A 22,093-nucleotide genomic window follows, 5' to 3' on the forward strand; every position below is an offset into this window, starting at 1 on the left:
CCTACCGGGTGGGCGCCCGCCGGGCGGCGCCGACGGGGTCGTCCTGCGGGGACCTTCCGCCGGTGCCCCGTACGCCGACCCCGGTGACGGCCCGGGCCGCTGGGGGCGCAGCCCCCGGGCGCCCGGTCGTCGCGCCGGGCCCCGCCGGGACCGCCGCGGGGCGGGCGGCCGGGGGCCCGTCCCCGCCTGGCCGTCGCCCCCTGGGTAGCGTGCCCACGGTGCGGTCCCCGCCGGTCGCCGCGCGCCCTGGGCCGAGGCGGCGGCCGGGACCGGGCCCCACCACCCGTTCGAGACCACCGAATCCCTCGGGCCACGCCCACGCCAACAGGACATGGACCAGACCGGCCACGGGCACGGCGAAGAGCAGCCCGGGCAGTCCGAAGTGGTGGCCCGCCACCAGCAGCGCCGCGATCACCACCACGGGGTGGACGCCCACCCGGCGCCCCAGGATGCGCGGCGCCAAGAGGCTGTTCTCGACCCACTGGATCACCACCAGGGCCACGGCGACCCGGATCACCGTGGCCGGCGACTCCAGCGCCGCCATGGCCAGCACCGGAAGGGCGCCCACGATGGGACCGAAGTACGGGATCAGGTCGGCCAGCGCCGCCAGCACGCCCAGGACCGCCGCGAAGCGCAGGCCGAAGAGGGCGGCCGCCACCGCGACCATCAGCCCGACGAAGCCAGCCACTAGCAGCTGGCCGCGGATGAACCCGCCGATCACGTGGTCCACGGCCCGCAACAGCTCGAGCCAGCGGCGGCGACGACCGCGACCGAGGCGTTCCTGCGCCCACCCGCGCAACCGGGGGAGATCGGCCAGCAGGTAGAACGCCAGCACAGGCGCCAGCAGCAGGGGCGCCGCGCCCAGGAGACCCTGGACGAGGCCCTCGGTCCAGCCCTCCAGGCGGGCGGTCACCCACGCCTCGCCGCGGTCGATCTGGGCCAGAAGCGCCTGCCGCACGGTAGCCGGCAGGGTGGCCCGGGCGGCATCCTGGCGCACGCCCTCCACCAGCGCGCGCAGCTGGCGGGCGTAGTCGGGCAGCTGGCGGCCCAGGCGGTTCAGCTCGTCCAGGAAGCCGGGGATCAGGTAGACCACCGCCACCGCGGTCGCCAGGGTGATCAGGAGGTACAGCAAGAGGATGGCGCTCGTCCGGCGGAGCCCGTAGGCCTCCAGGAAGTCGACCGCCGGTGCCAGGAGGTAGGTCAGGACCAGGGCCAGGACGAAGGGCGGCCAGGTGCCCCGCAACAGGTGCAGGAGGACCAGCACCGCCGCGGCCGCGGCCAGGGCCCGCGCGACGCCGCGCCAGGGGACGGCACCCATGCGCCGGTCACCGCGCACCCCGGCGTCCCAGCCACCCTCGGACCCGGGGCCGCATCCAGCCCATCAGCTGCCGGGCTCGCCGCGGCCCCTCGTGGACCACCCAGTGCCGACCCCGTCGGCCCGCCCAGGTCAGCCAGCGGCCGGGGCGCAGGCCCGCCCTTTCCAGGACCGCCACGGCCAAACCGCCGAGCACCACGCCGACCCAGAAGCGGCGGCCCATGGCGTCACCCCTCCACCGGGGCGGACGCAGCCTCGGCGTCGGCCGCCAGCCGCACGCGGTTGCCCTCGGAATCCAGCAGGAAGCAGTCGACCTGGCCCGGACCCAACTCCTGGAACTCGATGCAGCAGTCCCAACAATACCACTCGTTCTGGCCGATGCGGCCCGTGGCATTGCCCCCGCAAACCGGACAGCGCATGGACCCGTCCCTCCTCGAGGTCGCCCTTAATCTGCGCGGGCGGGCCCAGCTCCATGCGGGGGCCATCAGCCACCGGCGCCGGCACCCACGGCGACCGCCGCGTCGCCCCCGTCCCCTTGGGGGAGCCTCGGCCCCGCCTCGGGGTCGTCGACCAGGTCCTCCGGGGCCACGGGATCCAGCACCTCGGCGATCACGCCGCCACCGGCCACGCGGTCCCCGTCGTAGAGGACCACCGCCTGGCCCGGCGTGATCGCCCGCTGCGGCTCGTCGAACCAGACCTCCACCGCGTCCGCGCGGCCGGCCGCCGGTCGCACCACCGCCGGGGCCTCGGGCGACTTGTAGCGCACCTTGGCGGTGACGCGCGCCTCCCCGTCCAGCCCGGGCCAGGACACCCAGTTGACGTCCACCGCCCGCAGCCCGCGGGCGTAGGTTGCCGTGTCCGGCCCGACGATGAGGGCGTTCTTCTCCGGCAGGATGCGCACCACGTACATCGGGCGATCGCTGCGGATGCCCAGGCCGCGCCGCTGCCCCACGGTGTAGTACGCCAGGCCGCGGTGGGTGCCGATGCGGCGGCCCCGCGTGTCGTAGATCGGGCCGGGCCGGATGCGGTCCCCCGCCCGTTCCTCCAGGAACCGGCGGTGGTCGCCGTCCTGGACGAAGCAGATCTCCTGGCTCTCCGGCTTGCGCGCCGTGACCAGGCCGTACGCCTCCGCCAGGCGACGGACGTCGCTCTTCGTGAAGCGCCCGATGGGCAGGAGGGTCCGCGCCAGCTGCTCCTGGGTGAAGGTGTACAGCACGTACGTCTGATCCTTGCGGCGGTCGGCCGACTTGCGCAGGACGAACCGGCCCACCGCCTCGTCGTACTCCACGATGGCGTAGTGACCGGTGGCGACGTAATCGCACCCCAGGGCCTCGGCCCGCCGGAGGAACTCGTCGAACTTGATGTAGCGGTTGCAGGCGATGCAGGGGTTCGGCGTGCGCCCCCGCACGTACTCCTCGACGAAGTAGTCGATCACCTTCTGCTCGAAGTCCTGGCGCAGGTTCATCACGTAGTACGGGATGCCGAGCCGCTCCGCGACCCGCCTCGCATCCTCGATGGCGCCGAGGGAGCAGCAGCCGCCGTAGCGCGCCTCGTCCTCGGCGGCCATGGCGGGCCACGTCTGCATGGTCACCCCGATGACCTCGTAGCCTTCATCCCGAAGCAGGGCGGCCATGACGGAGCTGTCCACCCCGCCGCTCATGGCCGCCAGGACCCGGCCCTTGCCGCCCCTGGCCACGTCGCCACCTCCTTTCCGACCCGCCGGGACCTGGTCCTCCTCGGCCCCGCCCGTAGGCACCACGACGGGCACAACGCCAACATCGGCGACCCGCCCATGGGCACCACGGCGGGCGCACCACCGACGCCGGCCCGGCCGATGCCAGCCTCAGGCGCCGGCCAGCCCCAGCGCCTGGGCTCGCCGGGCCCGTTCCACCACCCGGGGCAGGACCTCCAGCACCCGGTCGACGTCCGCCTCGGAGTTGCCGTCGCCGAGGGAGAAGCGAACCGCTCCGAAGGCTTCGTCCGCGGCGAGACCCATGGCCTGGAGCACGTGGGACGGCTCGGGCGTCCCCGCGCTGCAGGCCGAGCCGCTGGACGCGGCGATGCCCTCCAGGTCCAGCTGGATCAACACGGTGTCCGCCGTCACGCCCGGCAGGCCCACGTTGGTGATGTGGGGCGCCCGCGGTGCGCCCGCCCCGTGGATGCGGGCGTCGGGGATGCGGGCCCGGATGCCCTCCTCCAGACGCCGCTGCAGGCGCGCCAGGCGCGCGGCCCGATCCCTGCACTCCCTGGCGGCCAGCTCGGCCGCCACGCCGAAGCCCGCGATGGCCGCCGTGTTCTCCGTCCCCGACCGCAGGCGGCGCTCCTGACCGCCGCCGTCCAGGAGGGGCAACAGCTGCGTCCCCGCGCGAACGTACAGGGCCCCCGCCCCCTTGGGCCCGCCGATCTTGTGGGCCGACAGGCTCAGCAGGTCGACGCCCAGCGCCTCGACGTCCAGGAGCAGCACGCCTGCCGCCTGCACCGCGTCGGTGTGGACCAGCACGCCGCGCGCCCGCGCCGCGGCCGCGATCTCGGCGACCGGCTGGATCGTGCCCACCTCGTTGTTGACCAGCATCACCGAGACCAGGATGGTGTCGGGCCGCAGCGCCGCCAGCACCCGCTCAGGGTCGACGCGGCCGTCGCCGTCGACCGGCACGCGGGTCACCTCGAAGCCTTGCCGTTCCAGGGCGGCGCACGCCTCGAGCACCGCGGGGTGCTCCACGGCGGTGGTGACGATGTGGCGCCCGCGGTCCCGGTGGGCCAGGGCGACGCCCTTCAGGGCCAGGTTGTCGGCCTCGGTCCCGCCCGAGGTGAAGACCACCTCCCGCGGTCGGCAGCCCAAGAGCTCGGCCACCTGGACGCGGGCCTGGTCGACCACGGCGCGCGCGGCGCGCCCCTCGGCGTGGAGGCTGGAGGGGTTGCCCCACGCCTCGCCCAGCACCTCGACCATGCGCTGCCGGACCTCGGGCCGCAGCGGGGTGGTCGCCGCGTGGTCCAGGTAGACGCGTCCCGCCATCGCCACCACCTCCTTCCCGCCGTCGGGTTCCCGCCGATCCGACGCCGATCAGCCGTTCCGATGCCGCTCAGCCGATCATCAGATGTAGAACATGTATCCACCACGGCTGCGCTCCTCCGCCTGGCGCACCAGATCCTCCAGGGTCGTGCCCTCCAGCACCCGGGTGATGGCCTCCCGCACCGCCTCCCAGACCGGGTCGGCCACCGACGGGCTGCCCGTGGCCTCGCGGTCCGTCTCCGGGCCGATGGGCCCGTCCAGCAGGCGGACGACGTCCGCCACCGTGATCTTCTGCGGCTCCCGGGCCAGCACGTAGCCCCCCTGCGCGCCGCGCACGCTCTGGACCAGGCCGCCCTTGCGCAGGGGCGCCATCAGCTGTTCGAGGTAGTTCTCCGGCAGCTGCTGCGCCTCGGCCACCTCGCGCAGGGGGACGGGACCCTGGCCGTACCGGCGCGCCAGTTCGTACATCGCGCGCACGCCGTAGCGACCCCGTGTCGACAGTTGCATGGCCCACCCTCACCGAACGCCGCCGTCGGCGGCGACCGCCATCAGGGACAGGACGAGCCCGGCCGGTTCGTCCGGCCGGGCGTTCCAATTCCCACTGGCCTACTGGGAATTCCGACGCCATGCTAGCACGGCGCCCGCACGGTGTCAAAGCAACGGCCGCCAGTACCCGGCGGCCGCCCCCGGGCCCGCGGCGCGGACGACGCCTTCACCGCTCCAGGCGGAACCCGTGCGGCAGCAGCGCCGTGATGGGGAGCGGCGCGGGTTCGCCGTCCACCCACACCTCCAGCGCCGGGGCGTACTCGAAGAGGAGCTGGCGGCACGCGCCGCACGGGAAGGGCCGCTCCGGCCCGTCGGCGGCCACCACGAGCCGCGTGAAGCGGCGCTGGCCCTCGGAGAGGGCCTTGAACAGCGCCACCCGCTCGGCGCACATGGTGAGCCCGAAGCTGGCGCTCTCGACGTTCCCGCCGGTGAAGACCCGGCCGTCGGCGGCCTCCAGCGCCGCCCCCACCCGGTACCGGGAGAAGGGCGCGAGGGCCGTCTCCCGCGCGGCCCGCGCCAACTCCACCAGATGCCCCCAGCCCGCCGGGAGCGGAGCCGGTCCGGCTGGGGTGGCGGCGGGCGCCACGGAAGCGGTGCTCGCCGCGCCGGTCACCGATCCCGCCGCGCCCGTGCCCTCCACGCCGACCACGGCGTGGATCAGCGGCGGCGGCGACGCCGGTTCGTCCGCCAGGGTGAAGGCGGCCTGCAGCCGTTCCAGCGCCGCCGGCAGCCGCGCCCGGTCGTTGACGTGCAGCTCCACGAGCGGCTCCCCCGCCTCCACCCGGTCGCCCAGGCGCTTGCACATCACCAACCCCACCGCCGGGTCGATGGGATCGTCCTTGCGGGCCCGGCCAGCGCCCAGCACCATGGCCGCGGCGCCCACCGCCGCGGCGTCCATGGCCGTCAGGTAGCCCGCCCGCGGCGCCGCGAAGGCCTCCCGGTGACGCGCCCGCGGCAGGCGTTCCGGGTCGTCGACGGCGCGGGGGTCGCCGCCCTGGGCGGCGACCAGTCGCCGCAACATGGCCAGCCCGTCCCCGGCCTCGAGGCGCTGGGCCACCAGCCGGCGGCCGGCGTCGGGATCGGGCGCCTTGCCCCCCAGCCACACCATGTACCCGCCCAGGGTGAGGCACAGCTCGGTCAGCGCGGCGGGACCACGGCCCTGGAGGGTGGCGATGGCCTCCCGCACCTCGAGGGCGTTGCCCACGGCGCGCCCCAGGGGCTGGTTCATGTCCGTCACCAGCGCCACCACCCGCCGCCCCAGCTGGCGGCCGATCCGGACCATGAGATGGGCCAGCTCCAGCGCCCGGTCCAGGGTCCGCATCAGGGCGCCCGAGCCGACCTTGACGTCGAGGACGATGGCGTCCGCGCCGCCGGCGATCTTCTTCGACATGATGCTGGCGGCGATCAGCGGGATGCTGTCCACGGTGGCCGTGACGTCCCGCAGGGCGTAGAGGCGCTTGTCCGCAGGGACCAGGTCCGCGGTCTGGCCGGCGACGGCGATCCCGATGGATCGCACCTGGCGGATGAACTCGTCGCGGCCCAGCTCGACGCGGAACCCGGGGAAGGACTCCAGCTTGTCCAGGGTTCCCCCGGTGTGCCCGAGGCCGCGACCGGAGAGCTTGGCGACGGGGACGCCGGCGGCCGCCACCAGGGGCGCCACCACCAGGGTGGTCGTGTCGCCCACGCCGCCGGTGCTGTGCTTGTCGACCTTGATGCCCGGGATGTCGCGCAGGTCCACCGTCTCGCCCGAGAAGGCCATGGCCCGGGTGAGGTCCGCCGTCTCGCGGGCGTCCATGCCGCGGAAGAACACGGCCATGGCCCAGGCCGCCACCTGCTCGTCGGGGATGGTGCGCCGGGCGACGCCCTCGACCCACCACTCGATCTCCTCGCGGGTCAGGACGCCGCCGTCCCGCTTCTTCTGGATCAGGTCGTACGCCCGCACGCGGTCCGCCTCCTCGCCGTCCGGGGCCCCGCGGGCCGGCCGCCGGGCACCGGCCGCGCCGGTCCGCCCCATGGCGCCCGCCGCGGTCGCCCCTCCCCGGCGGCCGCCGCCCGGCGGCAACCCCACGGCCGACGGCGGCGCCGGCAGCCCCACGGCCCACCGCCGCCGCCTGGCTGCGGCGGGGCTCAGGCCGGTTCGTCCGGCGCCCCGGCCAGGATGGCCAGGCTGGCGCTGGCCCCGATGCGGTTGGCCCCCGCCGCCACCATGCGGCAGGCGGTGGCGTAGTCGCGGATGCCGCCCGCCGCCTTGACGCCCACGTCGGGCCCCACGGCCGCCCGCATGCGGCGCACCGCCTCCTCGGTGGCGCCGCCGGGCCCGAAGCCCGTGGCGGTCTTGACGAACTGGGCCCCGGCCTCCACCGCCAGCCGGCAGGCGAGGTCGATCTCCTCCGGGGTGAGGAGCCCCGTCTCGAGGATCACCTTGACCAGCGCGCCGGCTGTCCGCGCTGCGGCCACCACCCCGTGCAGGTGGTCGACCACCTCGCGGTGGCGGCCCGCCTTGAGCAGGCCGATGGGCTGGACCACGTCGAGCTCGCGCGCCCCCGCGGCCAGGGCCGCCTCGGCCTGGCGCGCCTTGTCCGCCGCGGCGCCGGCGCCCAGGGGGAAGTCGATCACCGTGCAGACCACGGGGTCCGCGTCCGCCAGGAGCTCCGCGGCCAGGGGCACGTAGACCGGGTTGACGCAGACGGCGGCGAAGCCGTGTTCCACCGCCTCGCGACAGAGCCGCTCGATCTGCTCGGGGGTCGCCTCCGGCTTCAGCAGCGTGTGGTCGATGATCGCCGCCAGCTGCCGCCGGCTCGGGGCGGGGCGGGCGGGGACGGGCGCAGGGTCCGGCACGGGCGAAGGGTTCCGGGAAGCACCGGTCATCGGCGGTCTCCCTCCTTGGGTCCTTGGGCGAGCGGGCGCGCCGGCGGCCGGGGCTGCGACGGGCACCGCCGCGGGGTCGCGGCGGCCCGCCGATTCGCCACGGACGCCCAGCGACCCCGCGTCGCGCCAGGCGCCATCGCCGGGCGGATCGCGCCCCGGCTGGCCTCCCCGGTTCGTCCCCCAGCGCGGGACCCAGCGAGGGCGTCCCCACGGGCGTCCCCGCGGCTCGGGCACCCCCGCCCTCCGCTTGGGCCCGGAGCGGAGGTCGCCGCACCGGTCGGGCCGGCGCGGCGGACGCTGGCCCCGCCCTGATGGAGTCTCCGAGAGCGCCCGCTGGAGCCCCCAAGAGCGCCGGCGGCTCGACCGCGGCGACGTGGCGCCGCTTGCACCAGCCCCGCGCGGCCGGAGCCCCGGCCCCCCGGCCTGCGGCACCCCAGGACCGGCTTGGCGCCCCCTGCCGCGACGGGCCGGCCCGGGCCGCGCCTCACGCCTTGGCCGGCGACGGACGCCCCGAGGTCGGATCCGGGTCGACGGAATGACCGGTCGACCCCTGGACCGGCGCCAGCTGGTGATGGCGGCGGCAGCGGGGCTCGTACGTCTCCTTCCCGCCGATCAGGATCACCGGGTCGTCAGGGGCGGCGGGCCGGCCGCCGATCAGCCGCTGGGTGAAGGTGGCCGGTTCGCCGCAGACCACGCAGATGGCCTTGAGCTTGACCACCTCGTCGGCCAGGGCCATCAGCTCGGGCATGGGGCCGAAGGGGCGGCGGGCGAAGTCCATGTCCAGGCCGGAGACGATGACCCGCAACCCCGCTTCCACCAGCTCCAGCACGGTCGGGACGATCCCTGGCGCGAAGAACTGGGCCTCGTCGATGGCGACCACGTCGACCGCCGCGGCCCGGGCCAGTCTCAGCACCTCTTCCGGCCGGTGCGCGGGCACCACGTACGCCTCCAGGTCGCGACCGTCGTGGGAGGCCACGGCGTCCCGCCGGTAGCGGTGGTCGAGATCCGGCTTGCAGAGCAGCACCCGCCGCCGGGCGATGCGGGCCCGCCGCACCCGGCGCAGGAGCTCCTCCGTCTTGCCGGAGAACATGCCGCCGGTGATCACTTCGAGGTAACCAGCCATGGCGTCCTCCGCTGCCCCGCGCCGCCCGCCGCGCCGGCGCGCGGCGGGCGGCGCGGAGGCTCGGGCCTACTCTTCGCGAGCCGCCGACGCCGTTCCTGCGTCCCGAGCCGCCGCCGCGGTTCCTGCGTCGCGGGCCGCGGGCAGGGTTCCCGCGGCGCCGGTGGCGGGCGGCGCCGCGGCGTCGCGGTCGCCGGCCGCCTCCGCCCCGCCGGTTCCGGGCACCTCGGCCCCGGCAGCCCCGAACGCCACCGCCTCGCCGGTCCCGGACGGCCTTGCGTCGCCACCCCGGGAGGACGTCTCCGCGCCGCCGGCCGCGGACGGCGCCTCCGGGTCGCCGGCACCCGCCCCCCGGCTGGGCCCGCGGTCCCGGCGGCGGTCCCCGGACGGGGGTGCGACGGCCGCCGACGGGCCGTCGGCGGGGCCGGGTTCCTCCGGCGCGGCCGTACGTCCCCCGCGGGCTGGATCGCGCGCTGCGGGGAACCGGCCGGTCGGTCCCCGGCGCGCCTCGATCACGGCGGCCAGCCGTCCCTCGTAGCCCTGGTCGCTGGGCTCGTAGAAGCGGGCCCCCAGGAGCTCGTCGGGGAGGTACTGCTGGCGCACGAAGTGGCCGGGATAGTCGTGGGGATACCGGTAGCCCTGCCCGTGACCCAGGGTCCGCGCCCCCCGGTAGTGGGCATCCCGCAGGTGGCGGGGCACCCCGCGGATCGCCTGCTCCTCCACCGCCTTCCAGGCGGCGTCGATGGCCTTGATCACGGCGTTGCTCTTGGGCGCGGTGGCCAAGTAGAGCACGGCCTCCGCCAGGGGGATGCGGGCCTCGGGCATGCCGACCTGCTCGACGGCGGTGGCAGCCGCCGCCGCCACCTGCAGCGCCCGCGGGTCGGCCAGCCCCACGTCCTCCGCCGCGTGGACCAGCAGCCGGCGGACGATGGTGCGCGGGTCCTCGCCGGCGTAGAGCATCCGCGCCAGCCAGTAGACGGCGGCGTCGGGGTCCGAGCCGCGGATGCTCTTGATCAAGGCGGACATGTGGTCGTAGTGCTCGTCGCCGGTGGGGTCGTAGGCCAGGGCGCGCCGCTGGATGGACTCCTCGGCCACGGACAGGGTGATGCGGCGGACGCCGTCGGCATCGGGCGGGGTGGTCAGCACGGCCAGCTCCAGGGCGTTCAGGGCCGTCCGGGCGTCGCCGCCCGCCACCCGCACCAGGTGCTCCAGGGCGGCGGGTTCCACCTCGACGCGGTACATGCCGAGGCCGCGCTCCCGGTCCTCCAGGGCCCGCCGCAGCAGCCGCCGGACGTCGTCGTCGGAGAGGGGCTCGAGGCGGAAGATCCGCGCCCGCGAGACCAGGGGCGGCACGCAGGCGAAGTACGGGTTCTCCGTGGTGGCGCCGATCAGGGACACCAGACCGCTCTCCAGGTGGGGCAGCAGGGCGTCCTGCTGGGCGCGGTTCCAGCGGTGCACCTCGTCCACGAACAGGACCGTGGACCGACCCTCCACGGCCTGGCGCTCCCGGGCCTCCTCGATCACCCGGCGCAGGTCGGCCACACCCGCCGTCACGGCGTTGAGCGGCTCGAAGTGGGCGCGGGTGGTGCGGGCGATGATCCGCGCCAGGGTGGTCTTGCCCGATCCCGGCGGTCCCCACAGGATGATGGAGCCCAGGCGGTCGGCCTCGATGGCGCGCCGCAGCAGGCGTCCCGGACCCACCAGGTGCTCCTGGCCGACGAACTCGTCCAGGGTGCGCGGACGCATGCGCTCCGCCAGGGGCGCCTGGCGGCGGGCCCGCTCCTCCGCCGCGCGGGTGAACAGGTCGTCGCGTGGGGTCTCCGGGTGCGCCGATCCGCCGGGATGCTTCCTGCGCGCCAAGGTGGTCGGGCTCCCCCTCTTCCGGGCCCGCTCAGCCCTCGGTCAGGATGCGGTGGAAGATCGCCAGCGCCCGGTCCGCATCCGCCGGTCCCACGTCCTTGTGGGTCACCCAGCGCAGGCGCCGGGCGTCGACGGCGTTCACCTTGACCCCGGCCGCGGCCAGGGCTCCCGCCAGCTCGTAGGCCGTCCGTCCGGTGGCCGCGACGTCGGCCATCACGATGTTGGTCTGCACCGCCTCCAGGTCCACGTGCACGCCGGGCAGGTTCGCCAGCCCCTCGGCCAGGCGGCGGGCCAGGGCGTGGTCGTCGGCGAGCCGGTCGATCATCTCGTCCAGCGCCACCAGGCCGGCCGCCGCCAGGATCCCGGCCTGGCGCATGCCGCCGCCCAGGGCCTTGCGATAGCGCCGGGCCTCGGCGATGAAGTCCCGGTCCCCGACCAGCAGCGAACCCACCGGGCAGCCCAGCCCCTTGGAGAGGCTGAACATCACCGAGTCGGCCGGCGCGGCCAGGCGGTCGGCCGGGACGCCCAGGGCCACCGCGGCATTGAAGATGCGAGCCCCGTCCAGGTGGACCTTGAGGCCGTGCCGGTGGGCCACCTCCGCCAGCGCGGCCGTCTGCTCGGCGGTCATCACCGTGCCGCCCCACCGGTTGTGGGTGTTCTCCAGGCACAGCAGCCGCGGCGGGGGGAAGTGGATGTTGGCGGGTCGGATCGCCGCCTCCACCACCGCGGGGTCCAGCACCCCGCGCCGCGAGGGCAGCGGCCGCACCTGACACGCGGCCCAGAGGGCGACGCCCCCCACCTCGTAGTAGTAGATGTGGGACTCCTCCTCCAGCAGGACCTCGTCGCCCCGCCGCGTGTGGGCGAGCACCGCCGCCTGGTTGGCCATGGTCCCGCTGGGGAAGAACAGGCCCGCCTCCTTGCCCAGCCGCTCGGCGGCCACCTCCTCGAGCCGCCGCACCGTGGGATCCTCGCCGTAGACGTCGTCGCCGACCTCCGCCGCGGCCATGGCGCGGCGCATGGCGGGCGTGGGCTGGGTCACGGTGTCGCTGCGAAAGTCGATGACCTCCGCCACGGAGCGCGTCGCCTCCTCGCCGTCCGCTGCTCCTGCGCCCCCTCGATCGAACCGGGGCGATGGATCGGGACCGCCTCCCGGGCGGTCAACAGTCGTCCCCTCACGTCGGGTGAAAGCCGCAGCGGGGACAGATCCACCCCCACGGCCGCCGCCGGAGGTCCGCACCGCAGGCGGGGCAGGCCGGGACGGGCGCGGCGGCGGGGTGGCGGTCGGCGCCAGCAGCCGCCCCGCCGAGCCCCCCCGGGGCGCGGGCGCGGCTGCCGTGGGCTGCCCTCCCGCCCGCACCCCCCTCCGGCGCGGGGTCGCCCGCGGCCGCCTTGCGGCCTCCGCCCGCCGGCGGCGCCCCGACCGCCCCGACCTCCTCCGGTCCCACGGGCGCTCCCTCCTCCGCGGCCCCCACGGATGCAACGCCGCATCCCTAGAGGGGGCGGGGCTGCGGCCCACCGGCCGCAGCCCCGCCCCCTCCCCTCGCCTCAGCCGATGGCCTTCCGGATCTCCTGCTCCAGCTCCTCCTTGGGCCGGAAGCCGACGATGCGGACCACGGGCTCCCCGCCCTTGAAGACGATCAGGGTCGGGATGGACATCACCCCGTAGCGGCCCGCGATGGCGCCGTGATCGTCCACGTTCAGCTTGGTCACCTTCAGCCGGTCGGCGTACTCCTGGGCGATCTCCTCGACGATGGGCGCGATCATCCGGCACGGACCGCACCACGGGGCCCAGAAGTCCACCAGCACCGGCTTGTCCGACTGCAGCACCTCGGCATCGAAGCGGTCGGCGGTGAGCTCCACGACTCCCGCTGCCATGGCCACGCCTCCCTTGTCCTCGGTTCGGCTGGGGCACGCCGGCTTGGCGGCACCCCCGCCACCGGCCGGCCAGGTCCGTCCGGCCGCGCGGGGACGTCGCCCCCGCAGGCGGGCCCTCGGCGGCGCCGGGCCGGGCCAGGGACCCGGCTCGCCGCGCCCCGCGGCCCACCGTCCCGCGGCCCGGGGCCCGGTCCGCCCCATCCGGCGGGGCCCGGCGCGTCCCCAACCGCGGGGTACGCCTCCATCATAAACCACCCCCGGCCGGCCGCCCAACAAGCCACCGACCCCCGAGCCGGCCGGGGAACCCTCCGGGCAAACAAAAACACGACACCCGCGTGTGCCGTGGCGGCGAGAGTCTTTGAACCCCTTCCCCCACAGGTGGGTGCCCTCCCACGACCGTCTTGCCCGTCCCCTGACCGTGGGGGCATGGACGCAGGCCGCGGAGAGCCGGGCTCCCTTGCTCTCGGTGTTGGATCAAGACCTTCGGCACGCCACGCGCACCGCAGGGTGCCATGCGGCTCCGCTCGGACCGACTCCATCCTAGCATGGCCCGGCGGCGGCCTTCAACGCCGCCCGACCGGGGGTTTCCACCGGGACGCGCCGGCGTTACCGCGCCTGGACCCGCAGATGCAGCTCTGCCAGCTGCCCGGGGTCGACCTCGGCCGGGGCGCCCGTCAGCGGGTCGACGGCGCGCGCCGTCTTGGGAAAGGCGATCACGTCGCGGATGTTGGACGTGCCGACCGCCAGCATGATCAGGCGGTCGAAACCGAAGGCGATGCCGCCGTGGGGAGGCGGGCCGTACTCGAAGGCCTCCAGGAGGAAGCCGAACCGCTCGCGGGCCTTCTCCGGCGGCAGGGCGATGGCACGGAACACCCGTTCCTGGACGTCCCGCCGGTGGATGCGGATGCTGCCGCCGCCGACCTCGACGCCGTTGACCACCAGGTCGTAGGCCTTGGCCCGCACCGCCGCCGGGTCCGTCTCCAGACGGTCCAGGTCGTCGTCCCGGGGCGCGGTGAAGGGATGGTGGCGCGCCACGTAGCGTCCCTCGTCCTCGTCCCACTCCAGCAGCGGGAAGTCGACCACCCACGCCATCGCCCACGGTCGGCGCCGGGGCCAGCCGAGGCGCTCGGCCAGGTCGAGGCGCAGCCTGCCTAGCGCCACCGACGCGCGCTCCGGCTGATCGGCGCACAGCAGCAGCAGGTCGCCCGCCCGGACGCCCAGCCGCTCGGCCAGGGCCGTCCGCTCCTCCGACGTGAAGAACTTCACCACCGGCCCGCGCCAGCTGGCGGGATCGGCCTGGGGCACCGCGACCCACGCCACCCCCGCGGCCCCGGCCGCCCGGGCGGCCTCGTCCAGCCCGTCCAGCTCCCGCCGCGACAGCGTCGCACCGCCCGGTGCCCGCAGGGCCCGCACCGCGCCGCCGGCGTCGAGGACCGCCCGAAAGGCGCGGAACCCGGTTTCGGCAAAGACGTCGCTGACGTCGGCAATGGCGGGTTCGTAGCGCAGGTCGGGCTTGTCCGTGCCGTACCGGTCCATGGCCTCCGCGTAGGACAGCCGCGGCAGGGGCAGCGGCACGTCCACACCCAGCAGCTCCCGCCACAGCTCGGCCATCATGCCCTCCGCCACGGCCAGCACGTCGTCCACGTCGACGAAGCTCATCTCCACGTCGATCTGGGTGAACTCCGGCTGCCGGTCGGCCCGCAGGTCCTCGTCGCGGAAGCAGCGCACGATCTGGAAGTAGCGCTCGATCCCGCCCACCATCAAGAGCTGCTTGAAGAGCTGGGGGGACTGGGGCAGGGCGTAGAAGCGGCCGGGGTACAGCCGGCTGGGCACCAGGTAGTCCCGGGCCCCCTCGGGCGTGCTGCGGGTGAGCATCGGCGTCTCCACCTCGAGGAAGCCCAGCCGGTCGAAGTACCGCCGCACCACCTGGTAGGCCCGGTGGCGGACCCAGAGGTTGTGGAACATCTCCGGTCGGCGCAGGTCCAGGTAGCGATAGCGCAGGCGCAGGGTCTCGTCCACGTCGCCGGCCGCGTCCAGCGCGAAGGGGGGCGTCTTGCTCGGGGCCAGGATCCGGAGCTCTTCCGGCACCAGTTCGACCTCCCCCGTGGCCAGACGCGGGTTCACCGCCTCCGGCGCCCGTCGGCGCACGGGACCGCGCGCGGCGACGACGAACTCGGCGCGCAGCGCCTCGGCGGCGCGCACCACCGCCTCGGGCGCCTCGGCCCGATTGATCACCAGCTGGAGCCGACCGGTGCGGTCCCGGATCTCGACGAACTTCATGCCGCCCAGGTCCCGCACCCGGTGGACCCACCCCGCCACCGCCAGGGTGCGGCCCACGTGCTCGGGCCGGACCTCGCCGCAGCCCAGGTCACGCCCCGTGGCGCCCTGGCGCCACGGGCGCAGGCTCGGCGCCGGAGCCCCTCCGGCCCGGGTTGCCTCCGCCATGCCGCTCATTCCCCCTCCACCTCCGCCGCGCCGCTGCCGGTCCCCGCGGCCGCATCCCGGCGGCCGGCGGCCGCCGGCGGGGCGTCCCCCGTCGCCCCGCGGCCGGACGACCCCCGGGAGGCGACCGGGGACGCAGCCGCGGCCTCCGCGCCGCCTGCCCCCGACGCCGCCTGCAGGAATCCGGCCAGCTCCGCCAGGGCGACCTGCCGCTGGGTCCCGCTGGCCATGTGCCGGACCATGGCCTGGCCCGCGGCCCACTCCGCATCCCCCAGGATCACCACGTGGCGCGCCCCCAGCCGCCCCGCCGCCCGCAGCTGGGCCTTGAGGCTCCGCCCCACGTGATCCATGTCGACGCCCAGACCCGCGCGCCGCAGGTCCTGCACCAGGCGCAGCGCCCGGGTCCGCGGCACGGCCCCCGTCACGGCCACGTAGGCGTCCAGCGCCGGCGGCGTCCCCGGCAGACGCCCCACCGCCTCCAGCGTGAGCAGCAGGCGCTCGAGGCCCATGCCGAATCCCACCCCCGGCGTCGGCGGTCCCCCCAGGAGCTCGATCAAGCCGTCGTAGCGACCGCCGCCGCAGACGGTGTCCTGGGCCCCCAGGCCGCCGTAGCGGATCTCGAAGACGGTGCGGGTGTAGTAGTCCAGCCCCCGCACCAGGCCGGGGTCCAGTCGGTATGCGATGCCCAGGGCGTCCAGCGCACCCTGGAGCGCCTCGAAGTGGGCCCGGCAGGCCTCGCACAGGTAGTCCACCGTCCGCGGCGCGCCCGCCTTGTGGGGCTGGTCCTCCGGCACCTTGCAGTCCAGCAGCCGCAGGGGGTTGGACTCCAGCCGGGCGCGGCAGTCGGCGCACAGTCGCGCCGCCCGCGGGCGATAGTACTCCAGCAGCGCCTGCCGGTAGCGGGGGCGACAGACGGGGCAACCGATGCTATTGAGGTGCACCGCCAGCCCCTCCAGGCCGAGCTCGGCGAAGAGGGTCACGGCCAGCGCGATGATCTCCGCGTCGGCCGTCGCCTCGCCGGCACCGAAGACCTCCACCCCGAACTGGACGTGCTGGCGGTACCGCCCCGCCTGGGGCCGCTCGTGGCGGAACATCGGCTGGATGTAGTAGAGCTTCACCGGTTGGGGACCGTTGTGGAGCCCGTTCTCCAGGTACGCGCGCACGGCGGCCGCCGTCCCCTCGGGCCGCAGCACCAGCTGCCGATCGCTGCCCGGCGGCGTCAGCACGTACATCTCCTTCTGAACGATGTCCGTGGTCTCCCCCACGGTGCGCTGGAAGAGCTCCCGCGCCTCCAGGACCGGCGTCCGCAGCTCCCCGAAGCCGAACCGCCGCGCCACGTCGCGGATCCGGGCCTCGAGGGCCTGCCAGCGCGGCGCCTCCAGGGGGGTGACGTCGTACGTCCCGCGGGGACGCTGGACGCGCTCCAAGGCCTTCCCTCCCCACCTCGACGGCTTGTCCCGGGTCACCTGGCAGCCGGAACCGGCGGGGTCGTCGGCGAGCCGGCGCCGGCACGCCCCCGGCGCCCCGCGCGGAGCCGGGCGGTCGGCACCGCGGCGATCCGGCGACCGGCGGACGAACCGGCGCGGTCCGGCGGCGCCGCCGCTCCCGCCACCGCCCCGGGGCCTGCCCGGGGTGCCGTCCGCGCCCCGCGCCCGGGCCACGCCCGGGGCGCCGGCTGCCGTCCACCCCGCGGGCGGAAGCGCCGAAGCGTCCTGCCGGCCCGCGGCAGGGGGCGCCCCGCCCCGGCCTAGCCCCGACTGTCCAGCCAGAGGGTGACGGGCCCGTCGTTGACCAGTTCCACCTGCATGTCCGCCCCGAACCAGCCCGTCTGGACGGCCAGCCCCCGCGCGGCCAGGGCCGCCGCCACCGCCTCGTAGAGCGGCTCGGCCTCCGCAGGCGGCGCCGCGGCGGTGAAGGAGGGCCGCCGGCCCCGGCGACAGTCGCCCAGCAGGGTGAACTGGGAGATCAGCAGCACCGCGCCCGCCACCTCGCGGACCGAGCGCTCGAAGTGCCGCCCGGCGGCATCGCCCTCCCCGGGGAAGATCCGCAGGTGGGCGATCTTCTCCGCCATCCACTCCACGTCCGCCGGCCCGTCGCCCCGCTCCACCCCGAGCAAAACAACAACCCCTCGACCGATGGTGCGAGGGGCTTGCCCGGCGGTGCGCACCGACGCCCGGGCCACCCGCTGGATCACGGCCCGCATGCCCGACCTCCGTCCCGCACCGGATGCCTTCCCTCGCCGTCCCCGCCGCCCCGCCGGCCGCGGCCGTGCCGCCCCGCGGGCCCGCCCGCCTCGGGCGGCTCGCGTCGCGGCATCGCCCGGCCCTCGCCTTGCGCCGGAGGGCGACCGGCGCGGCCCGCGGCTCCCGCCGCCCCTACCGCCGACCGATCCGCGCCCCCGGCCCGGGCCGCCACCGCCCGGCACGGCGGCCCGGCGCCCTGCTGCCCGATCCGCCCGCCGTCCCGCCCCCGGCCATCCGCCGGCGGCGACCCCGGCCGGACGGGACGCGCAGGGCTACCGGCTGGCCACCCGCTCCACCCGGATCACGTCCCGGACCCGTTCCAGCTGGCGCCGCAGCTGGTCGAACTGCTCCAGGTTCTGGACCTCCACCACCAGGTCGATGGTGGCGGTCCCGTCCTTGTGGGTGCGCGTCCGGGCGGCCAGGATGTTGCGGCGGGTGTCGGCCACCACCGCGGTGATGTCCGAGAGCAGGCCGACCCGGTCGTAGCAGGAGATCTCGACCGCCACCGGGAACGCCTGCCCGGCCACCTGGTCCCAGCTGACGTCGATCAGCCGCCGGTCGGCCTCCGGGCTCGCCTTGAGCATAGTGCAATCGGCCCGGTGGATCGAGACCCCTCGCCCTCGGGTCACGTATCCGACGATGGGGTCCCCGGGCACGGGATTGCAGCAGCGGGAGAACCGGACCAGGACGTGGTCGAGGCCGTCCACCCGCACGCCGGCCCGGGCCGCGGGCGTGCCACCGCGTCGGTCCGCGTCCTCCGCCGCCGGATCCGGCGGCGCCGCCCCGCCCTCCGCCGCGTCGCGGGCCTGCTGCCGCCGGTAGAGCTCCCGCAACCGGCCCGCCACCTGGCCGGCCGCCACGCCGCCGTAGCCGATGGCGACCAACAGCTCCTCGCCGTCGGGCAGGTTGTACCGGCCGGCCACCTCGTCCAGCCAGTCCTTACGCCAGACCTCCCGCACGGGCAGGCCGTGGGCCCTGAGCTCGTGCTCCAGCATGAGGCGCCCGCGCTCCAGGTTCTCGTCCCGCCGCTGCTTCTTGAGCCACTGGCGGATGCGGCTGCGGGCCGTGGAGGTGCGGACGAACTGCAGCCAGTCGGCGGAGGGGCCGCCGGATTGCTTGTTCGTCAGGATCTCGACGATGTCGCCGTTCTTCAGCCGATAGTCCAGGGGCACGATGCGGCCGTTGACCTTGGCGCCCACGCAGTGATGGCCGATCTCGGTGTGGATGCGATAGGCGAAGTCCACCGGCGTCGAACCCGCCGGCAGGTCGATCACGTCCCCCTTGGGCGTGAAGACGAAGACCTCGTCGGAGAAGACGTCGATCTTTAGCGACTCCATGAACTCCCGGGCGTCGCCCAGGTCGTTCTGCCACTCCAGGATCTGGCGCAGCCAGGCCAGCTTGGCGTCGAAGTCCTTGTCGGTGCGGCCCCGCTCCTTGTACCGCCAGTGGGCGGCGATGCCGTACTCGGCGGTGCGGTGCATGTCCCACGTGCGGATCTGGATCTCGAAGGGCTCGCCCTGGGGGCCGATGACCGTGGTGTGCAGGGACTGGTACATGTTGGACTTCGGCGTGGCGATGTAGTCCTTGAAGCGGCCGGGCAGCGGCCGCCAGATGGTGTGGACCACGCCCAGGGCCCCGTAGCAGTCCTTCACCGTGTCGACGATGACCCGCACGGCGATGAGGTCGTAGATCTGGGACAGGTCCTTGCCCTGCTCGTACATCTTGCGGTAGATGCTGTAGAAGTGCTTCGCCCTTCCCTGGATGTCCGCCCGGATGCCGGCCTCGGCCAGGCGCGCCTTCAAGGTGGCGATGATCACCTGGGCCAGCGCCTCGCGCTCGGCCCGCTTGCGCGGGATGCGCTCCGCCAGCTCCCGGTAGCGCTCGGGCTCCAGATAGCGCAGCGCCAGGTCCTCCAGCTCGCACTGGATCTGGGACATCCCCAGCCGGTGGGCCAGCGGCGCGAAGATCTCCAGGGTCTCGCGGGACTTGGCGATCTGCTTCTCCCGCGGCACCACCGACAGCGTCCGCATGTTGTGCAGCCGGTCGGCGAGCTTGATCAGCACGACGCGGATGTCCCGCGCCATGGCGAGGAACATCTTGCGCAGGTTCTCCGCCTGTTCCTCCAGGCGGGTGCGCCACTCGATCCGGTTGAGCTTGGTCACCCCGTCGACCAGCAGCGCCACCTCCGGCCCGAACTCCCGCTCCACCTGCTCCAGGGTCACGGGCGTGTCCTCCACCGTGTCGTGGAGCAGGGCGGCCACCAGGGTGGCGGCGTCGAGCTCCAGATCGGCCAGGATCAGCGCCACGGCCAGGGGGTGCTCGATGAAGTCCTGACCCGAGGCGCGCTTCTGGCCGTGATGGGCCGCCTTGCTGAACTCGAAGGCGCGGCGCAGCCACTCCAGCTCCTCCGCGCCCAGGTAGCGCCCCGCCCGCTCCAACAGGGCATCGGGCGTGATGGATGGCTGCAGCTCCACCGCCACGGGCCAGACACCCCCTTCCCGCGTGCGCTCGTTGCCGTCGGGGGCCCGCCTCTCAGCCGCCGGCCGTGCCGGCGGCGGTGCCCCCCGCGGGGCCGGGCCGGGTCCCGGCGCCGGCGTCTCCGCTGCGGCGTCTTATCACTTCATTGTAGCTCGGCGGCAGGGGCAAGGCCAGGGGATGGGCCAGCCCGCGCTCCGCCTCGGCCCAGCGGCCCGCCGCCAGGGCCGCCGCCACCCCGTCCAGCAGGCGGCGGCGGGCCATCCCTGTGCGGTAGCGCGGGCTGTGGTTGAGGTCGAAGGCGCGCCGGCCCCGCGGGGCCAGCGCCCAGGCCCGCTCGCTGGCGTCCACGGGCGTCAGCACGCCCGCCTCGCGCAGGATCTCCACCGCCGCGCGCACCGTATGCCGGGGCCACCCCGGCAGGTGGCGGGCCAGGGCATCCACCACGGCCGCCAGGTCGCCGGGGACCACGGGCCCGCCCACCGGCCCCCTCCCACGGCCCCCCGCCGCACCGCCGCCTGTCGCCGCCACCCGCTCCAGCGCCGCGTACACGCGGGTCAGCATCCCGCGATCCGGGTAGAGCTCCGCCGTCCAACGGCGGCGGCGCTCCACCTCCGCGGCCAGCCAGGCCGCGCGCTGGGCCGCGGCCGGCCGCACATCGGCGACGTGTAGGTCGACCCGTTCCTCCCCGCGGAAGGTGCCGACCCGCGGGCGGACGGCCACCTCCACCCGCCCCACCCGCCGGACGCGCTCGGCCAGGGCACCGAGTCCGAAGGCCACCGCGGATCCGCCTGCCCACTCCAGGCGCAGGTGCTCGCCCTCCTCGCCCACGGGGCGCGCCGCCACGGGTCCGAGGTCCACCAGGGCGATCACCGGCTCGGGATGGCCCTCGCCGAAGGGGGCCAATCGCTCCAGCTCGCGGACGGCGGCCACGGTCACCTCGTCCGGGCGCGCCACGGCGTCCACCTCCAGCAGCGGCACCCGGTCCTCCGGCGCCAGGTGGGCGCGGGCCTCCGCCGCCAGTCGCTGGCCGAGATCGCCCCATCGCGCCGCGGGCAGGGTGAAGCCGGCCGCCTGGGCGTGGCCGCCGAACCGGTCGAAGAGCTCGGCGCACGCCTCGAGCGCCCGGAACAGGTGGAACCCGGCGATGCTGCGGCCCGAACCGGTGATGCGATCCCCCTCGCGGCGACCCACCAGCGCAGGCCGGTGGAAGACGTCCACCAGCCGCGACGCCACGATGCCCAGGACGCCCTGGTGCCAGCGGGGGTCGGCCAGGGCGATGACCTCGCCGCCGATCAGCCCCTCCCCCCGCTCCAGCCGGGCCAGGGCCTGGCCGAGGGCCAGCTCCTCCTGCTGGCGGCGCAGCCGGTTCAGCTGCTCGACGGCTAGCGCCAGGGCGCGGGCGCGGGTCCTCGAGTCGGTGGCCAGCAGCTCGAAGGCCTGGGACGCCGATCCCATGCGACCGGCGGCGTTGAGCCGCGGCGCCAGGATGAAGGCCACGCCGTGGGCGTCCAGGCGGGTGTCGGAGAGCCCCGCCGCCTCGGCCAGCGCCGCCAGGCCGGGCAGGGGGCTGGCGGCCAGTTCCTCCAGTCCCCGCTGGACCAGGGTGCGGTTCTCGTCCTGGAGGGGCACCACGTCGGCCACCGTGGCCACGGCGGCCAGCTGCCACCATTCGGACGGGGCCGGTTCGTCCCCCACCAGCGCCTGGAGCAGCTTGAACACCACGCCTGTGCCACACAGGCCCCGCCAGGGATACTCGCTGTCCGGACGATGGGGGTTGACCACCGCCAGCGCCGGCGGCAGGTCGCCCTGCACCTGGTGGTGATCGGTGACGATGGTGTCGATGCCCCGGCGCCGCGCCTCCGCCAGGGGACCGTGGGCGGCGATGCCGTTGTCCACGGTGATCAGCAGCGTGGCACCGACGGCGTCCGCGACGTCCAGGGCGCCGCCGGGCACGCCATAGCCCTCCCGCAGCCGGTCGGGGATGTAGACCTCGACCCGGGCCGCCGGCTCGAGGCGTCGCAGGCCGCGGTACAGCAAGGCGGCCGCCGCGACGCCGTCGGCGTCGTAGTCGCCGACGACGAGGATGCCCTCGCCGCGGGCCAGGGCGCGGCGGATGCGATCCACCGCCGCCTCCATGTCCGGCAGCCGGAAGGGGTCCCGCAGCGGCGGGCCGCCCTGGAGCAGCTGCCGGGCCTGGGACGCGTCGGCGAAGCCCCGGGCGGCCAGAACCCGCGCCGTGAGGGGCGTGATGCCCAGGGCCTGGGCCAGCCGGGCCGCCGCCTGCGCCGACGCCGGGCGCACCCGCCACCGCCGGCCCAGGAGCGGCGGCCTCATCC

At 75.6% G+C, this 22,093-nt stretch carries 16 protein-coding genes, 1 other RNA gene and 1 pseudogene; all 18 read right to left on the minus strand.

Annotation, left to right across the window (positions count from 1 at the left end; translation table 11 throughout):
- Window position 1: 1 nt before the first annotated feature.
- Window positions 2–1,336 (minus strand): AI-2E family transporter, encoded by a 1,335-nt coding sequence (locus Q5761_RS06260; RefSeq protein WP_318749923.1) that lies wholly within the window; start codon window positions 1,334–1,336, stop codon window positions 2–4.
- Complete coding sequence (locus Q5761_RS06265) at window positions 1,326–1,538, minus strand: hypothetical protein (RefSeq protein WP_318749924.1); 213 nt, start codon at window positions 1,536–1,538, stop codon at window positions 1,326–1,328. The genes Q5761_RS06260 and Q5761_RS06265 overlap by 11 nt, the downstream gene beginning before the upstream one ends.
- A 4-nt stretch (window positions 1,539–1,542) precedes the next feature.
- Window positions 1,543–1,734, minus strand: coding sequence for a hypothetical protein (locus Q5761_RS06270; RefSeq protein WP_135225498.1), 192 nt, complete (start codon window positions 1,732–1,734; stop codon window positions 1,543–1,545).
- Between the two features lie 65 nt (window positions 1,735–1,799).
- Entirely contained in the window at window positions 1,800–3,011 is a 1,212-nt protein-coding gene (gene mnmA / locus Q5761_RS06275; protein WP_243123309.1) for a tRNA 2-thiouridine(34) synthase MnmA, read from the minus strand.
- Window positions 3,012–3,158: 147 nt separating this feature from the next.
- On the minus strand, window positions 3,159–4,328 hold the full coding sequence (locus Q5761_RS06280) for a cysteine desulfurase family protein (protein WP_318749925.1): 1,170 nt from the start codon (window positions 4,326–4,328) through the stop codon (window positions 3,159–3,161).
- A gap of 78 nt (window positions 4,329–4,406) precedes the next feature.
- Entirely contained in the window at window positions 4,407–4,832 is a 426-nt protein-coding gene (locus tag Q5761_RS06285; protein ID WP_135225500.1) for an RrF2 family transcriptional regulator, read from the minus strand.
- A gap of 205 nt (window positions 4,833–5,037) precedes the next feature.
- On the minus strand, window positions 5,038–6,813 hold the full coding sequence (locus Q5761_RS06290) for a pyrimidine-nucleoside phosphorylase (protein WP_318749926.1): 1,776 nt from the start codon (window positions 6,811–6,813) through the stop codon (window positions 5,038–5,040).
- A gap of 185 nt (window positions 6,814–6,998) precedes the next feature.
- Entirely contained in the window at window positions 6,999–7,739 is a 741-nt protein-coding gene (deoC, locus tag Q5761_RS06295) for a deoxyribose-phosphate aldolase (RefSeq protein WP_318749927.1), read from the minus strand.
- A gap of 484 nt (window positions 7,740–8,223) precedes the next feature.
- Window positions 8,224–8,862, minus strand: a complete 639-nt coding sequence (locus tag Q5761_RS06300) for a thymidine kinase (RefSeq protein WP_318749928.1) — start codon at window positions 8,860–8,862, stop codon at window positions 8,224–8,226.
- A gap of 495 nt (window positions 8,863–9,357) precedes the next feature.
- A pseudogene (locus Q5761_RS06305) lies at window positions 9,358–10,719 on the minus strand (AAA family ATPase); the annotation flags it as partial.
- A gap of 31 nt (window positions 10,720–10,750) precedes the next feature.
- Window positions 10,751–11,791, minus strand: a complete 1,041-nt coding sequence (locus tag Q5761_RS06310; protein WP_318749929.1) for a GntG family PLP-dependent aldolase — start codon at window positions 11,789–11,791, stop codon at window positions 10,751–10,753.
- A gap of 473 nt (window positions 11,792–12,264) precedes the next feature.
- A complete protein-coding gene (gene trxA, locus Q5761_RS06315) occupies window positions 12,265–12,594 on the minus strand; it encodes a thioredoxin (RefSeq protein WP_135225504.1) in 330 nt (109 codons plus the stop codon).
- A 324-nt stretch (window positions 12,595–12,918) separates the two neighbouring features.
- A non-coding RNA gene (ssrS, locus tag Q5761_RS06320) (6S RNA) lies at window positions 12,919–13,106 on the minus strand.
- A 94-nt stretch (window positions 13,107–13,200) separates the two neighbouring features.
- A complete protein-coding gene (aspS, locus tag Q5761_RS06325) occupies window positions 13,201–15,039 on the minus strand; it encodes an aspartate--tRNA ligase (protein ID WP_318749930.1) in 1,839 nt (612 codons plus the stop codon).
- A 5-nt stretch (window positions 15,040–15,044) separates the two neighbouring features.
- The gene (gene hisS / locus Q5761_RS06330; protein WP_318749931.1) at window positions 15,045–16,463 is read right to left on the minus strand and encodes a histidine--tRNA ligase; all 1,419 of its coding nucleotides are present in this window, start codon (window positions 16,461–16,463) and stop codon (window positions 15,045–15,047) included.
- A 320-nt stretch (window positions 16,464–16,783) separates the two neighbouring features.
- Window positions 16,784–17,239, minus strand: coding sequence for a D-aminoacyl-tRNA deacylase (gene dtd / locus Q5761_RS06335; protein WP_135225507.1), 456 nt, complete (start codon window positions 17,237–17,239; stop codon window positions 16,784–16,786).
- Between the two features lie 312 nt (window positions 17,240–17,551).
- On the minus strand, window positions 17,552–19,759 hold the full coding sequence (locus Q5761_RS06340; RefSeq protein ID WP_318749932.1) for a RelA/SpoT family protein: 2,208 nt from the start codon (window positions 19,757–19,759) through the stop codon (window positions 17,552–17,554).
- Window positions 19,760–19,811: 52 nt separating this feature from the next.
- Window positions 19,812–22,091 carry a single-stranded-DNA-specific exonuclease RecJ gene (gene recJ, locus Q5761_RS06345; protein ID WP_135225509.1) on the minus strand — a complete coding sequence of 760 codons (2,280 nt, stop codon included), beginning with the start codon at window positions 22,089–22,091 and terminating at the stop codon, window positions 19,812–19,814.
- Window positions 22,092–22,093: the final 2 nt, after the last annotated feature.

The organism is Thermaerobacter composti (assembly GCF_033582035.1).
Classification (GTDB): domain Bacteria; phylum Bacillota; class Sulfobacillia; order Thermaerobacterales; family Thermaerobacteraceae; genus Thermaerobacter; species Thermaerobacter composti.